Source organism: Paenibacillus sinopodophylli (assembly GCF_005930355.1).
GTDB classification, from domain to species: Bacteria; Bacillota; Bacilli; order Paenibacillales; family Paenibacillaceae; genus Pristimantibacillus; species Pristimantibacillus sinopodophylli.
On the sequence record NZ_VDBO01000001.1, the window covers coordinates 540,986 to 556,581 of the forward strand.

The 15,596-nt window shown below is 46.1% G+C and carries 14 protein-coding genes; 12 read left to right on the forward strand and 2 right to left on the reverse strand.

From position 1 onward, the window contains the following. Positions 1-10 precede the first annotated feature (10 nt). The gene (locus FGT79_RS02305) at positions 11-649 is read right to left on the reverse strand and encodes a thiamine diphosphokinase (RefSeq protein ID WP_138751168.1); all 639 of its coding nucleotides are present in this window, start codon (positions 647-649) and stop codon (positions 11-13) included. A gap of 223 nt (positions 650-872) precedes the next feature. On the opposite strand from FGT79_RS02305, the gene FGT79_RS02310 reads away from it, so the two are divergent. Further along, entirely contained in the window at positions 873-1,514 is a 642-nt protein-coding gene (locus FGT79_RS02310) for a trimeric intracellular cation channel family protein (RefSeq protein WP_138752895.1), read from the forward strand. Next, entirely contained in the window at positions 1,511-1,993 is a 483-nt protein-coding gene (locus tag FGT79_RS02315; protein ID WP_138751169.1) for a low molecular weight protein-tyrosine-phosphatase, read from the forward strand. The genes FGT79_RS02310 and FGT79_RS02315 overlap by 4 nt, the downstream gene beginning before the upstream one ends. Before the next feature lie 71 nt (positions 1,994-2,064). On the opposite strand, the gene FGT79_RS02320 is transcribed toward FGT79_RS02315, so the two are convergent. Beyond that, on the reverse strand, positions 2,065-2,805 hold the full coding sequence (locus FGT79_RS02320) for an alpha/beta hydrolase (RefSeq protein WP_138751170.1): 741 nt from the start codon (positions 2,803-2,805) through the stop codon (positions 2,065-2,067). Positions 2,806-3,094: 289 nt separating this feature from the next. Between FGT79_RS02320 and pdhA the strand changes: the two genes are divergently transcribed. The 10 genes from pdhA to FGT79_RS02370 all read left to right on the forward strand — a co-directional run bounded on the left by pdhA (position 3,095) and on the right by FGT79_RS02370 (position 15,553). Then, positions 3,095-4,162, forward strand: coding sequence for a pyruvate dehydrogenase (acetyl-transferring) E1 component subunit alpha (gene pdhA, locus FGT79_RS02325; RefSeq protein WP_138751171.1), 1,068 nt, complete (start codon positions 3,095-3,097; stop codon positions 4,160-4,162). Positions 4,163-4,182: 20 nt separating this feature from the next. Continuing rightward, a complete protein-coding gene (locus tag FGT79_RS02330) occupies positions 4,183-5,160 on the forward strand; it encodes an alpha-ketoacid dehydrogenase subunit beta (RefSeq protein WP_138751172.1) in 978 nt (325 codons plus the stop codon). A gap of 15 nt (positions 5,161-5,175) precedes the next feature. Further along, entirely contained in the window at positions 5,176-6,522 is a 1,347-nt protein-coding gene (locus FGT79_RS02335; protein ID WP_138751173.1) for a dihydrolipoamide acetyltransferase family protein, read from the forward strand. A gap of 3 nt (positions 6,523-6,525) precedes the next feature. After that, positions 6,526-7,941, forward strand: coding sequence for a dihydrolipoyl dehydrogenase (gene lpdA / locus FGT79_RS02340; protein ID WP_138751174.1), 1,416 nt, complete (start codon positions 6,526-6,528; stop codon positions 7,939-7,941). Positions 7,942-8,056: 115 nt separating this feature from the next. Continuing rightward, positions 8,057-8,530 (forward strand): acyl-CoA thioesterase, encoded by a 474-nt coding sequence (locus tag FGT79_RS02345; protein WP_138752896.1) that lies wholly within the window; start codon positions 8,057-8,059, stop codon positions 8,528-8,530. 57 nt (positions 8,531-8,587) lie between these two features. Continuing rightward, entirely contained in the window at positions 8,588-9,547 is a 960-nt protein-coding gene (locus tag FGT79_RS02350) for a thymidylate synthase (RefSeq protein WP_138751175.1), read from the forward strand. 36 nt (positions 9,548-9,583) lie between these two features. After that, complete coding sequence (locus FGT79_RS02355) at positions 9,584-10,075, forward strand: dihydrofolate reductase (RefSeq protein ID WP_138751176.1); 492 nt, start codon at positions 9,584-9,586, stop codon at positions 10,073-10,075. Between the two features lie 246 nt (positions 10,076-10,321). Beyond that, entirely contained in the window at positions 10,322-11,809 is a 1,488-nt protein-coding gene (locus tag FGT79_RS02360) for a glutamate synthase subunit beta (RefSeq protein WP_138751177.1), read from the forward strand. A gap of 199 nt (positions 11,810-12,008) precedes the next feature. Continuing rightward, entirely contained in the window at positions 12,009-13,151 is a 1,143-nt protein-coding gene (locus FGT79_RS02365; protein WP_138751178.1) for a glucosaminidase domain-containing protein, read from the forward strand. Positions 13,152-13,294: 143 nt separating this feature from the next. Next, on the forward strand, positions 13,295-15,553 hold the full coding sequence (locus FGT79_RS02370) for a type IA DNA topoisomerase (protein ID WP_138751179.1): 2,259 nt from the start codon (positions 13,295-13,297) through the stop codon (positions 15,551-15,553). Positions 15,554-15,596 lie beyond the last annotated feature (43 nt).

Here is a 15,596-nt window from a genome sequence, read left to right on the forward strand (position 1 = left end):
AGCTTGCTTCCTAATCTCGGCTCTGAATAACGAGCAGCAATCCATTACGCGATGCAATCGTACCTGATTCAGATATAAGAACATTGCTAATGCCAAGCGATTGACCAATCGTTAATACCGCTTCACGGAGAGGATATTGGAAGCCGTCCAGTGTAATACCGTCAACACGCATAGAGAGCGGAAGCAATGATACGTTCGGATAGCCTTCTGCTTCAATGGTCAAATGTTCCTTCGATAGTGAGATTTTGTTATGGTAATCAATGATCACTGCCTTTACGTTCTGCTCGGCTGCAAGGGCAAGCAAATGTACATTAGCGAGTGAGTGATCGAAACGCGTGCCAAGCGCTCCTAGAAGCACCAGCTCACGAGGCTGCAAATCAAGAGCGAGTCGTACTGCCATTTCGGTATCGGTAAAGTCTTTGTCGATAGGGTCACAAGCGATCGTCTTAACACTGTTTGCACGAATAGTTTGCAGCTCTTCCTCCGTTACAGAATCGAAATCACCAATCGCAATATCGGGACGGAAGCCATGAGAAATCAAAAAACGTGCACCGCTGTCGGCTCCGATAAGCAAATCAGCGGATTTTATATGTTCAAGTGCCCAGCTACCAAGCTGGCCGCCTGTGCAAATGATAATTCTTGGTTGCATGATCAAATATCCTTTCTCAATAGGGGACTCATTAACAAACATTTCAAGTATAAAGCTTTGTAGCCTATAAAGACCAGAGCTAAACCTTAATAGAAATCATTTGAGAAACTTAACTGCGAAATTTGTCGTTGCGTAACTGTAGGCGCCCAGCTAAAATAATGAAGGAAACAATCGGCGAAAGCGGCTGGTTCATGGACGGAAGCGAGGAGCAATAGCAGTGGATATGGACATTTTTGGGGTTTTCAGTATTATTGGTACAATTGCCTTTGCTGTCAGTGGAGCAATTGTAGCTATGGAAGAGGAGTACGATATCTTAGGAGTATTCGTGCTTGGACTTGTTACCGCATTCGGTGGTGGGGTCGTTCGAAACTTGTTGATCGGCATACCGGTAACATCGCTGTGGAGCCAAGGTCATTTATTCAAAATTGCGATGATAGCGATGACTATTGCGTTTCTACTGCCCGTTATATGGATTCAGCGCTGGCGGAGAAGTGAAGCTTTTTTCGATGCGATAGGCTTGTCTGCATTTGCAATTCAAGGTGCGCTCTATGCTACACAGATGAAGCATCCGCTTAGTGCTGTACTCGTTGCTGCGATGCTTACAGGCATTGGTGGAGGAATAATCCGTGATGTACTTGCTGGTCGCAAGCCGCTCGTATTGAAGGATGAAATCTATGCCGTATGGGCTATGCTTGCTGGCTTGATTATCGGACTTGGCTGGCTAAAATCGACACTGGAGCTGCTTTTCTTATTCGTCGTAATCATCAGCTTCAGAATGTTGTCTGTATACTTTAAATGGAAGCTGCCGAGGCGTTCACTGCATATTGACACGACGTCCGAACAGCAGAAAAGAGGAAACTCATGAAGAAACGTGTATTATTCGTTTGTTTAGGCAACATTTGCAGATCCCCAATGGCTGAGGCTGTTATGCGCCATCAGGTCGAGCTCGCCCACTTGTCTGATCAAATTGACATTGATTCTGCCGGAACTGGCGATTGGCATATCGGTCATCCACCTCATGAAGGAACAAGGCAGCAGCTAGATGAGCATCATGTTTCATACGAGGGTATGAAGGCTCGTCTCGTTTCCGCTGCTGATTATGACGCTTTTGACTATATCGTATGCATGGATAATAACAATCTTCGTGATGTACGAAAGCTGCTTACTGAGACACAAGGTCAGCAAGGCAAGCTGTTCACATTTATGGAGCTTCTGCCTGAGCAGGGGTTCGCGGACGTACCTGATCCGTATTACGACGGTAATTTTTCATTCGTTTATGAACTTGTGGAGAACGGCTGCAAGAAGCTGCTTCACAACATACAGGTAGACTTAAATCATAACTAGGTATGTTCTCAAAAATAATAGAAGCTTCCTCGACACTCCAATAGCGGAGGAGGGGAAGCTTCTTTTCTGTATTACTCTATATCGATAAAGTAGGATAAGGCACGGTCGAGCTCTTTTTGCCAGAAGCCCCATTGATGCTTACCGTCTTTCTCTTCATAGAAGACCGTCGCTCCATTGTGCTCCAGCAGTGCTTTCGCGTTACGGTTCAATGCAACAAAGTCGAATACGCCGCGATCTGTTGTCTCATAGGCATCCTCTTGCAATCCGACAATCATGAAGATGTTCAGCCAGCTCAGATCACCAGCTTGGGAGATAATATGTTGAGAAACGCCGAAGTAAGCGCCTGATAGCGACATTACGCGAGTAAAGAGCTGAGGGTATTCGAGCGCTAAATGCAGTGATACGGAGCCGCCTAGCGAATCGCCAGCCAGCAAGCGATGATCAGGATCACTTCTTACCGCGTAACGTTCTTCTACAAATGGGATAAGTTCTTCAGCGAAGAAGCGCAGATAGCCTGCGTGTCGATCGCCGTCAGGTGCATATTCCGATGTACGGTGTTTTTTGTCGACATCAACACCAACAATAATGAAAGGCTCGAGACCCTCGTCCAAGATCAGCTTCGTTGCTGTAGTAGCGATACGTCCGAAATTGAAGAAATCCTCGCCATCCTGGCAATAAACAACCGGATAACTCAAAACTTCATTATAGCCTGGCGGCAAAAAGATGCGCAGACTGCGGTTTTGTTCAGGCAAGTACCGGCTAGGTACGGTTTCTTTCACGATCGTTCTTTTCAAATAACGCTCATCTGTCATTTCTTTATCTCCTCATGATTGGAATGATTGAATGGAAAACAACGGTTGTGGGTAAACAATAGTAAGGTAAACAGGGAATCACATCTATTTCTGTGTTGTTGTATTATGCTGTTATATAGAAAAAATAACACTGTAGCATATACAATTTCTTAAAAGAATGATGAGAATCAGCGAAAAAACAACGGTTTTTTTGTTTTTTGCTTTGACCATTTTCGTTAAACAGGTTTATAATAATTCTATAACAGAGGTAAACGATTTTCAAATATTTCGATTGAGGTGAGCGTTCAAAATGAGCAAATTGCCATACGAAGTTCAAACGGAACCGGTTACTCCGCTTTCTGTCTTGTCACTTGACGGGGAAGTTGTTAACCCGGACTTATTGCCGGCATTGTCTGATGATCAATTAAAAGAAGTTATGTACCGCATGGTATTTACACGTACATGGGATGAGCGCGCAGTTAATCTTGGCCGTCAAGGAAGATTGGGCTTCTACGCACCAGTATCTGGTCAAGAAGCGTCCATGATCGGCAGTGAATATGCACTGAATAAAGATGATTTCATTTGTCCTGGCTACCGCGACATGCCGCAGATCGTTTGGCATGGTCTTCCGTTGTATAAAGCATTCCTATATTCCCGCGGTCACCAAGAGGGCGGAAATATTCCTGAGGATGTACACGTCCTTATGCCACAGATTATTATTGGCGCACAAATTTTGCACGCAACAGGCGTTGCAATGGCGTTCAAGAAGAAGAATGAGAAGCGCGTTGCGATCACTTACACAGGTGACGGCGGTTCGTCTGAAGGCGACTTCTACGAGGGCATGAACTTTGCTGGAGCTTATAAGCTGCCAGTTATCTACGCTGTACAAAACAACGGTTACGCGATTACAACACCGTATTCGAAACAAACAGGCGCGTTGTCGATTGCACACAAAGCTGTTGCTGCCGGCATCAAAGGCGTACAAGTAGACGGTATGGATGTACTAGCTGTTATCAAAGCCGTTCAAGAAGCAGCAGAACGCGGACGTAATGGCGAAGGCGCTACGCTGATCGAGATGCTGACTTACCGTTTCCGTCCGCACTCCTTGGCGGATGACACAACGAAATATCGTACTAAAGAAGAAGAGGCAGAATGGGCGCTTAAAGATCCATTGGTTCGCTTCGGCAAGTTTTTGGAGAAAAAGGGCTTGTGGTCAGAAGAAGACACAAACCGCGTGAAAGAAGAAGCAAAAGCAACAGTGAACGAGCAAATCAAAAAAGCCGAAGCAGTTGAGAAAATGACTGTTGCAGGATTGATCGATAGCATGTTTGAAACAACACCGAAATATCTGGAAGAGCAAAAGGCCGATTTTCAATAGTAGAGGAGGATCTGACGATCATGGCTCAAATGAATATGTTGGAAGCAATTCGCGATGCGATGCGCGTAGAACTTAAACGCGACTCAAACGTTGTCATTTTCGGTGAGGACGTAGGTAAGGTCGGCGGTGTATTCCGCGTAACAGAAGGATTGCAAGGAGAGTTTGGCGAGGAGCGCGTATTTGATACACCGCTTGCTGAATCCGCTCTTGCAGGTATGGCAGTTGGTATGGGACTTCAAGGTTTCCGTCCAATCGCAGAAATTCAATTCGTAGGTTTTATATATGAAGCACTTGACCAAATGTTTGTACAGGCAGCGCGTATGCGTTACCGTTCAGGCGGTCGTTACAACTCACCAATCGTATTCCGTACGCCTTTCGGCGGCGGCGTGAAAGCGGCTGAGCTGCACACGGATTCTCTTGAGGGTCTTGCTATTCAAACACCAGGTATTAAAGTCGTTATTCCATCCAATCCTTATGATGCGAAGGGACTTATGATTGCGGCTATCCGCGATAATGACCCTGTATTCTTCATGGAGCATCTTAACCTTTACCGCGCGTTTAAAGCAGACGTGCCGGAAGGTGAATACACGGTTGAAATCGGTAAAGCAAACGTTGTTCGCGAAGGTAAGGACGTTACAATTCTTACTTACGGAATGATGGTTCATACTTCGGTTAAAGCTGCTGAAGAGCTTGAAAAAACAGGTGTAAGTGTAGAAGTCATTGACCTTCGTTCGCTTGTACCGCTTGATATTGAAACAATCGTTGCATCGATTCAGAAGACGAACCGTGCGATTGTCGTTCAAGAAGCACAAAAAACATCTGGCGCAGCAGCAGAAATTATCGCTCAAATCAACGAGCATGCAATTCTTCATTTGGAAGCTCCAGTACTTCGCGTAGCTGGACCGGATACCGTATATCCGTTTGCGCTTGTTGAGGATGCGTGGCTTCCTTCGGTAGCTCGTATCTCTGCAGCAGTTCAAAAAGTATTGAACTTTTAAAGGAGGTTACTAGCGGTGGCTAAATTCGAATATCGTTTCCCAGAGCTTGGCGAAGGCTTGCACGAAGGCGAAATCGTCAAAGTGAACATCAAAGTCGGCGATGCGGTTACAGATGATGATATTATTATGGAAGTACAGAATGATAAAGCAATCGTAGAAGTACCTTGCCCAGTTAACGGCAAAGTATTGGAAGTGCTTGTGAAGGACGGTCAAGTATGCCATATTGGCGAGATCGTAGCGATCATTGACGTCGAAGGCGAACTTCCTGAGCAAGCGACACCTGCTGCTGCGGAAGCTCCTAAAGCAGAAGCTCCAAAGGCAGAAGCGGCCCCGGCTCCAGTAGCGGAAGCTCCTAAAGCACAAGCGACAGCTCCGGCTGCTGCTCCTGCTCCAACAGCCCCGAGTGCAACTGGCGGTCTTGTTCTGGCGACACCTAGCGTTCGCAAGTTTGCTCGTGAACAAGGTGTAGACCTAACGCAAGTTGGCGGAACAGGCAAGAATGGCCGTATTACTCGCGATGACGTAACTGGTTTTGGCGGTGCACCTGCTGCTGTTGCGGTCGATGCAGCACCTGCTGCTGAACAATCAAGCAACGCAGAAGTGGCAGCGAAAGGTGCTGGCGAAGCGAAGCCTGCACATACAGCATCTGGTACGCCTTACCGTCCAGAAGAACGCGTTCCGTTCAAAGGCATTCGCAAAATCATTGCGAACGCAATGTCCAAATCAGTTTACACAGCACCTCACGTTACGATTATGGATGAGGTTGACGTTACGGAATTGGTTGCACTTCGTGCTAAATATAAGCCTTATGCCGAGAAAAAAGGCTCCAAGCTTACGTATCTGCCGTTCATCGTGAAAGCTCTTGTGGCTGCTTGCCGCGAGTTCCCAATTTTGAACGCTACGCTTGATGAGGCAAACCAAGAAATCGTGCTTCGCAAATACTACAACATCGGTATTGCAACTGATACAGATAACGGACTAATCGTTCCGGTTATCGAGGATGCAGACCGTAAAAATCTATTCAAAATTGCGGATTCCATCCGTGATCTAGCTGCTCGCGGCCGTGATGGCAAGCTTGCAGGAAGCGAATTGAAAGGAAGCACAATCTCCATCTCGAACATTGGTTCAGCTGGCGGAATGTTCTTCACTCCAGTTATCAACTTCCCTGAGGTTGCTATACTAGGTACTGGCAGAATTACTGAGAAAGCGATCGTTCGCAATGGCGAAATCGTAGCTGCTCCAGTAATGGCTCTTTCACTTAGCTTTGACCACCGTCTCATTGACGGCGCAACGGCACAAAACTTTATGAATTACATCAAAACACTTCTGGGGCAACCGGAACTGTTCATAATGGAGGTATAAGACATGGTCGTAGGTGATGCTTCCCTAGATATTGACACTCTAATTATTGGTGCAGGTCCCGGCGGTTATGTAGCGGCGATCCGTGCTGCTCAGCTTGGTCAGAATGTACTTATCGTGGATAAAGAATATGTAGGCGGCGTATGCTTGAACGTGGGCTGTATTCCATCGAAAGCATTGATCTCCGCTTCTCATCAATATGAATCCATCAGCCATGCGTCAGCCTTTGGTATTGAAGTTGGCGAAGCAAAGGTTGATTTTACAAAAGTGCAAGAGTTTAAAGCAGGTATCGTCAAAAAATTGACAGGCGGCGTTGCTTCTCTATTGAAAGCAAACAAAGTCCAATATTTCCAAGGCGAAGTGATGTTCATTAACGAGAACGAAGCTCGCGTATTCAACGACCAAGAAGCGCCGCGCTACCGTTTCAAAAACTGTATCATCGCTACGGGCTCACGCCCAATTGAGCTTAAAGCATTCCCTTACGGCGGCCGTATCGTATCTTCAACTGGCGCGCTGTCCTTGCCTGAAATTCCAAAAAGCCTTGTCGTAATCGGCGGCGGCTATATCGGTATCGAGCTTGGCCAAATGTACTCCAAATTCGGTACGAAAGTAACGGTAATTGAAGGTTCCGATGCGATTCTTCCTGGCTTCGATAAAGACATGTCTTCCATCGTTGCGAAGAAATTGAAAAGCACGAACGTTGATATCATTACTGGCGCTCAAGCTAAAGGTGCTGAGCAAACGGATAAAGAGGTTACGGTAACTTACACAGTTGGCGACAAAGAAGAAAAAGTAACAGCTGATTACTTGCTTGTAACGGTTGGACGTCGTCCGAACACTGACGGTGAGCTTGGTCTTGATTTGATCAACGTGAAGCTTTCGGATCGCGGTCTTGTTGAAGTTGACGAACAATGCCGTACGAACATTCCACATATCTTTGCAATTGGCGACATCATTGCTGGACCTGCGCTTGCGCACAAAGCCATGTATGAGGGCCGTGTAGCTGCTGAGGTCATTTCGGGCCATTCAAGCGTTATTGACTACAAATGTGTGCCTGCCGTTTGCTTCTCTGATCCAGAATGCGCAAGCGTTGGATACAGCGAGAAGGAAGCGAAAGACAAAGGCTATAACGTTAAAGTGGGCAAATTCCCGTTTGCAATCAATGGACGTGCGATGTCACTTAATGCAAACGAAGGATTCGTTAAGCTTGTCGCTGATGCAGACTCCGGTCTTGTATTAGGCGCGCAAATTATCGGTATCGAAGCTTCCAATATGATTGCTGAGCTAGCGCTTGGAATCGAAATGGGCGCTACACTTGAAGATATCGCGCTTACGATCCATGCTCACCCTACACTTGGCGAAATTGTGCTCGATGCTGCTGAAGTTGCGCTTGGTCATCCTATTCATACTTTCATTAAATAATTGCAATCAACTTGCACGATTAGAGGTCACGCGGCTTTCCAGCCGACGGGGCCTCTTTGTGCATCTGCAGCATCTGATTCAACGAAAAGGGGTGTTTATCCTGACAGAAGAGCTGATGAAGCCGGCTAGCGAATCCAGAACAATTATGACGCAGTTGATCTTTCCCCTGGATACGAATCATTACGATACGATGTTCGGCGGCAAGGTAATGGAGTATATGGATAAGGTAGCAGCTATAGCGGCGATGCGTCATGCCCGCATGCAAGCGGTGACGGCATCTACTGACAGCCTCGATTTTCTCGCCCCGATCCAAGTAGGCGAAGTGATAGAGGTTGAAGCTTTCGTAACCTGGACGAACCGAAGTTCAATGGAGGTTTACGTAGCCGTTCGCTCAGAAAACTTGATTAGCGGGAATCGCAAAACGACAGTTACGGCATTTTTTACTTTTGTCGCATTAGATCAGTCTGGCAAGCCTGCAATTGTTCCAACGGTTGTCCCTGTAACGGAAGAAGAGAAGAAACTGCATGCAACAGCACCTGAGCGCTATGCGCTTAGAAAGAAACGAAAGCAGGACAGACTACTTGAATAGTGGTATAATAAATTGTTATTTTTACGATTTTCGTTTAGAATCGGGGGCGGTTTAGATATGAGCAATAGCGAGCAAACTTACTTGCAATTGTTAAAATATGTGTTGGAGCATGGCAATAAAAAAGAAGATCGAACGGGTACGGGTACAATCTCTGTCTTTGGTTATCAAATGCGGTTCGATCTAAGCGATGGTTTTCCATTGCTTACAACGAAGCGTGTGCCGTTTCGTCTTATTGCGAGTGAATTGATTTGGTTTATCCAAGGAGATACCAATATTCGTTATCTGTTGCAGCATAACAATAATATTTGGAATGAATGGGCTTTTAAGAGATGGGTGGAGAGCTCTGCATATACAGGGCCTGACATGACAAATTTCGGGCTGCGTTCGCAAACTGATTCCGCGTTTGCTTCGGAGTATAACGAACAGATGGAGATCTTCAAGCAGAACGTTCTCACAAATGATCAATTTGCTGAGGAGTTCGGCGAGCTTGGCAATGTCTACGGCAAGCAGTGGCGGGAATGGAAGACGTCTCAGGGTGATACAATCGATCAATTGAAAGATGTTATTGCCACAATAAAGCATAACCCTGATTCAAGAAGATTGATTGTGTCAGCTTGGAATCCGGAGGATGTTCCTAACAATATGGCCCTACCTCCATGTCATACCATGTTTCAATTTTATGTAACGAACGGAATGCTTTCATGCCAGCTATATCAGCGCAGCGCTGACATTTTCCTTGGCATTCCATTCAACATTGCAAGCTATGCTCTGCTTACGCACATGGTTGCGCATGAATGCGGGCTCGAGGTGGGAGAGTTTATTCATACACTTGGAGATGCTCATATTTATACGAATCATTTGGCTCAAATTCAAACGCAATTGATTCGTGAGCCGGGTGCTTTGCCAACGCTTACATTGAATGCAGATAAGAAATCAATATTCGACTTTACAGTTGAGGATTTGAGCATTGACAATTACAATCCGCAGCCAGCGATTAAAGCGCCGGTAGCGGTGTAGAATAACTGTGCTTATCGATAGAGAGGTGAAATACAAATGTCTATTACATTAATTGGGGCAATGGATCGGAATCGAACGATTGGCATAGATAACAAATTGCCGTGGCGTTTGCCAGCAGAAATGGCTTTTTTCAAAAAAATGACGATTGGCAAAACGGTTCTTATGGGACGCAAAACGTTCGAATCACTTCCTAAGCCGCTCGTCGACCGTCGGAATGTCGTACTAACGCGCCAAACCGATTACCATCCCGCTGGCTGTGAGCTTGTATATGCTATTCCAGAGGCAATTGAGCGCTTTAAAGATGAAGAATTGGTCGTCATTGGCGGTGCAGATATATACGCTCAGTTTCTACCGCTCGCAGACAAACTGCTGCTTACGGTAGTAGATGTAGAGATTGAAGGCGGAGATTCATTCTTTCCATCGTTCGCTGAATCGGACTGGAAACTTGTGGAAAGCGATCCGCGTGAGAGTGATGAGAAAAATAAGTATGCCTTTACTTTTCAGACCTTCACAAGGCGCACGAGTTAGCTTTTTTTGGCCAAAACCGAACGTTTGACGAACGATATGTCATAAAGTGCAAATGATTGTACGTATAATCCATTAACGATCTAAGCCTTTGAATGCTAGGATGTTGTAAAATAGTAATCGAGTGCTTTAGACAAAATAGTCGTTTCCTGAGAAAGTTTGTTATTGAATATTTGCTGAATTCCCGATATAGTTTGAAGAGAATCGTAGCATTGGTTAACGGGAAATATGGATGGAGGAAATGCGATCATGTCTACACCTACTGGTTTTATGGAATATCAACGCGAACTGCCGGCCGATCGCGACCCGCTGGAGCGTATTAAAGATTGGCAAGAATTTCATAAGCATTTTTCGGACGAACAGCTCAAAACACAGGGAGCTCGCTGCATGGACTGCGGTACGCCTTACTGTCATACGGGCATGGAGCTCGCAGGCTCAGTTTCGGGTTGTCCGGTCAATAACTTGATTCCGGAATGGAATAACCTGATCTACCGTGGGTTGTGGCGCGAGGCGCTGGACCGTCTGCATAAAACGAACAATTTTCCTGAATTTACGGGTCGTGTATGTCCGGCTCCGTGCGAAGGTTCATGTACGGTAGGATTGATTGGAGACGCAGTAACAATCAAGACGATTGAGCAAGCGATTATTGACCGCGGCTTTGACGAGGGTTGGGTCGTTCCTCAGCCTCCTAAGATGCGTACAGGTAAACGAATTGCTGTTGTAGGCTCTGGCCCTGCTGGGATGGCAACTGCGGCTCAGTTGAACAAAGCTGGACATACTGTAACCGTGTATGAACGTGCTGACCGCATTGGTGGCTTGCTCACTTACGGCATTCCAACGATGAAGCTTGAGAAGCATGTTGTTCAGCGTCGAGTGGATCTAATGACGGCTGAAGGCATTGAGTTCGTTACAAACACAGAAATCGGCAAAGACATTACAGCAAATGAGCTCGTTGAGAACTTTGATGCAGTTGTTCTTTGCGGCGGATCAACAAGAGCTCGTGATGTTCAAATGGAAGGCCGCGAGTTGAACGGCGTTCACATGGCAATGGATTATTTGAACGGTACAATTAAGAGCTACCTGGATTCCAACTTGGAAGACGGCAAATATATTTCGGCGAAAGACAAGGATGTTATCGTAATCGGAGGCGGCGACACTGGTTCAGACTGTGTAGCAACTGCACTCCGTCATGGCTGTAAGTCAGTTACTCAATTCGGTACGCATGCGAAAGCACCGCTTGAGCGCGACAGCCTGAACAACCCTTGGCCGCAATTCCCTAATGTGTACACACTCGATTATGCACATGAGGAAGCGAAAGCATTGTTCGGTGAAGATCCACGTGCATTCTCTGTTCTTACGAAGAAATTCGTTGGAGACGGCAACGGTAATTTGAAGGAGCTTCACACGGTTCAAATCGAGCGTACGGTTGATGAGACTGGCCGCAAGATTTATAGTGAAATTCCTGGAACAGAAAAAGTTTGGCCAGCGGATCTTGTATTCATCGCTGTAGGCTTCGAAGGACCGGAAACACCAATTATTGAGCAGCTTGGCCTTGAACAGGACAAACGCTCGAACGTAAAAGCAAGATACGGGAAATATGTAACAAGCGTAGATAAAGTGTTTGCTGCAGGTGATATGCGCCGTGGACAAAGTCTTGTCGTATGGGCAATCAACGAAGGCCGTGAAGCGGCTCGCGAGGTTGATAAATATTTGATGGGTACTTCAATGCTTCCTTAAAGGATGGGATTGAAAGAGCCTTTACAATCGTATAAACAGCATAGGGAGCGCCTTAGGGCGCTTTTCTTGCTGTTTGAGTTCTAATTGCTGCTTTCATAATGGAGCCGCATATACAACAGAAGATTAGAGATTCAAGTATCCAATCGTAAGGAAAGATGTGGTAGAATCGGTGTAAGATGACGTGAAGGGGAGATTCGTCATGCAAGCCGAGGAAGCCTATGTGCTGTCTCCGACAGATGTACGTAATATTCGCAGCTACGTTCAGCATAAATACGCGGCTTTGCCGCAGGACGAGCATGTAGAAATTGTAGCGGATGCCGTTAAGCGCATTATACATAAGCAATTGCCGAATTTCGATAGCAGCTTAAAGCAGATGATTGCGGAAAAGCTTATCCGAGATACCATACTGGAGAAGCAGAGGCCGCTCCGAGCCGAAGATATATTAGTCGCATGCTGGCCGCTCGATCGAACCGATATGGCGATATACGGTCCTTTGCATGAATGGGTTGAGCAGCAGCTCGCTATTAGCTGCGAGAGGCCTCTCATGCAGCGTATAATGAACGATATATCCGCGCACATGGATCAATTGGGTAAACAGGGATTAGCTGCTGAGAAGGGCGTTCTCGCGCATCTGAAAGTAAGACTTGTGGGAGAAGGCGTTGTGAATCTTCATGATGCTTTGGTACAAGCTCAAATGATTACCCTTCCGCAATCAGGCTGGAGTAAGAATGCTGCAGCAAGGAGACGACTGAGAAATGCTGGCTATGGCTTTGTATCACTATGCTTGATAGCAGCGTCGCTCCTGTATGGATGGTCACTGAGCAAGCCTTCGGACAACAAATTACAGCCACCTGCAGCCATGCAGCCAGCTCAGTCGCTTCCAAACGTTATGGATGGACTTCCAGCTGAGCTTCGTTATCATGCCGTTGATGAGAAGCGGTTAGTGGCATACCTGCAAACAAAGTCGTCTGTACTAGCGAAGCAGCCGTATTTCGGAGCTATTGTAGATGCTGCCAAGTCATTCGATATTCATCCTGTTATTTTGTTTGCGATTACGGGGCAAGAGCAGGGATTTGTACCGGTAACGAACAAGCAGCACCTGCAAATCGCGAATAATCCGTTTAATGTGTTCCATAGCTGGCAGGAATTTAATACTGATATTAAACAATCAGCTGAGATTGCATCACGTACCATTGCTAGACTCAGTAAGGATCGACCAGCGGAAACAGACCCGTTCCAATGGATCAATCGGGAGTATGCAGAGGATCCGAACTGGTCGAACGGTGTACGCTCGATATTCAATACAATAATAGCCTATTTGGAATCCCCTGCTCATCCTTAATGACATTTATTATTACTTGATAGACTACATAATCTGTTGGGTATGCTGATGAAATCAAGTATAAAGCTAGCGTACGCGGGTAAAGGTAGTTTGACTGCTCAGCATGCGATATGCCCAGTGCGCAGTGAAGGAGCGAATTTCTTTTGAAGACATTAATCATTGCGGAAAAACCAGATATGGGGCGAAATATTGCAGCCGCAATCGATCCGAAAGCAAAAAATCACCGTTCCTACCTGGAAGGGGAGCATTATATTATTACTTGGGCCATTGGGCATTTGATTGGGCTAGCCGAGCCAGATGCTTATGATGACCGCTACAAGAAATGGAATATTAATGATTTGCCGATTATTCCATCACAGTTTAAGCTGGTGCCGAACAAAAAAACGATTGATCAGCTTAAAGTAATTGGTGATCTTGCCAAACGAAGTAATCTACTCGTTAATTCCTGTGATGCAGGGCGGGAAGGACAATATATCTTCTCTCTTATTCAACGCCACTTGAAGCTCAATCAGCCGGTTAAGCGACTTTGGATCTCTGATTTAACGCCAGAGACGATTCGCAAAGGCTTCGATGAGCTCAAAGAGGGAGCAGAGTACGAGAATTTGACTCGTGCGGCAACCGCAAGAAGCGAAGCGGACTGGTTGATTGGCATGAACGGTTCACGCGCTTTTACGACCAAGCACAACGTCCTATTGTCAGTTGGGCGCGTTCAAACCCCAGTTCTCGCACTAATTTATGATCGGCAGAAGCAGATTGAGGCGTTTTCTTCTTTGAAGTTTTTTGAGCTGGAAGGACATTTCATCCAGTCAGACATGACCTACAAAGGGATGTGGCAGGGCGAACGGGCAACCGATCAAGCGAAGATTGAAGCGATTGCGGCGAAGGTAAAGGGAAAACAAGGACGAATTGCTTCGTACGAGGTAAAGGATACGAAGGAGTATCCTTTCAAGCTTTATGACCTAACTTTATTGCAGCGCGAAGCGAACGGGAAATATGCATTTTCTGCGAAAAAGACACTGGATACCGCACAAGCGCTCTATGAGAAGCATAAAGTCATTTCTTATCCTAGAACGAATTCGAATTATGTTACGGAGCAGAATATTCCAGAAATGCATAAAACACTTAACGCTCTTCATGGTACGATGTATGATGATCTCGTCAAAGGTGCCAATCGCGCGCTCGTACATAAGGGGAACAAATTTATTTGCAATCCTTCGAAGGTTGAGGATCACCATGCTATATTACCGACGAATCGGAAGGCAAACGGGCTTAATCCAGATGAGCAAAAGCTGTATGATCTGATCGTCAGACGCTTTCTATCGCAATTCTACCCACCTGCGGAATATAAAGTGCATACCGTATTGACTGAAGTCGAGAATGAGCAGTTTAAAACGACGGTGAAGGAGCTGCTGAACTTAGGCTGGAAGGTCATTTATGCTGATCAGAAGAAAGAGAAGGCCAAGTCAACAGCCAAAAGCAAGGATAAGGATGACGTTGAAGAGGAAGAAATAGAAGTAAATGAACCATTCGGGGTTATGGCGAATGAAGACGTCGTCTGCTCAGATGCAGTTGTTAAGGAGAAGGACACACAGCCGCCTAAGCACTATACAGAAGGTACGCTGCTCAAAGCGATGGAAAGCGCAGGAAAGCAGATTGAGGATGAGGATGTACGCGATGCAATGAAGGATTCGGGCTTAGGTACGCCGGCCACGCGCGCTGCAACGATTGAAAGATTAAAAAATGTAGGATATGTCGAAATGCAAGGCAAAAAAATTCAAGTTACGCAAAAGGGCAGAACCGCCATAGAGCTTATCCGTGGGGCTGGTATAGATTTGTTAACGTCTCCCGAAATGACTGGCTTATGGGAGAGACGGCTTAATGAGATATCCAGAGGAACCGCATCAGATGGGCAGTTTATGGAAAATGTAAAAAAATTTGCGACGATGATTGTTGACAAGGTAAAGGTTCAATCTCGCGCAGCAAAGACATCATTCGAAAGCGAAGCCCAAGCTGTACAGAAGGGGGCTGCAGGCAATAAATCATCGGCACCTCGTTCGCGTACAACGAAGGCTAAAACTTCCGCAGCCGTCTCGAAACCATCAACCGCTGCTGTGCTGACTTCAGAAGGTCCGGTGATGATTACGCAATGTCCACGGCCAGGCTGCGGCGGATCGATATTTATGGGACGCAAGGGCTATGGCTGCTCGCATTATAAAGAGGGCTGTAAGTTCGTAATATGGAAGGACAGTTTCGGTCGCAGCTTAACGGATTCACAGGTCAAGTCACTTGTGGAGAAGGGGAAAACGATGAAGCTCAAGCTGCAATTGACTGACGGTACGCCTTCCGAAGGCAGAATCGTCATTAGAAATGTAGAAACAGGTGAGCTCGCTGTTGAACAATAGATGACAACAACAAAGACCCGGATCGCACTCATCGTATAGGAGA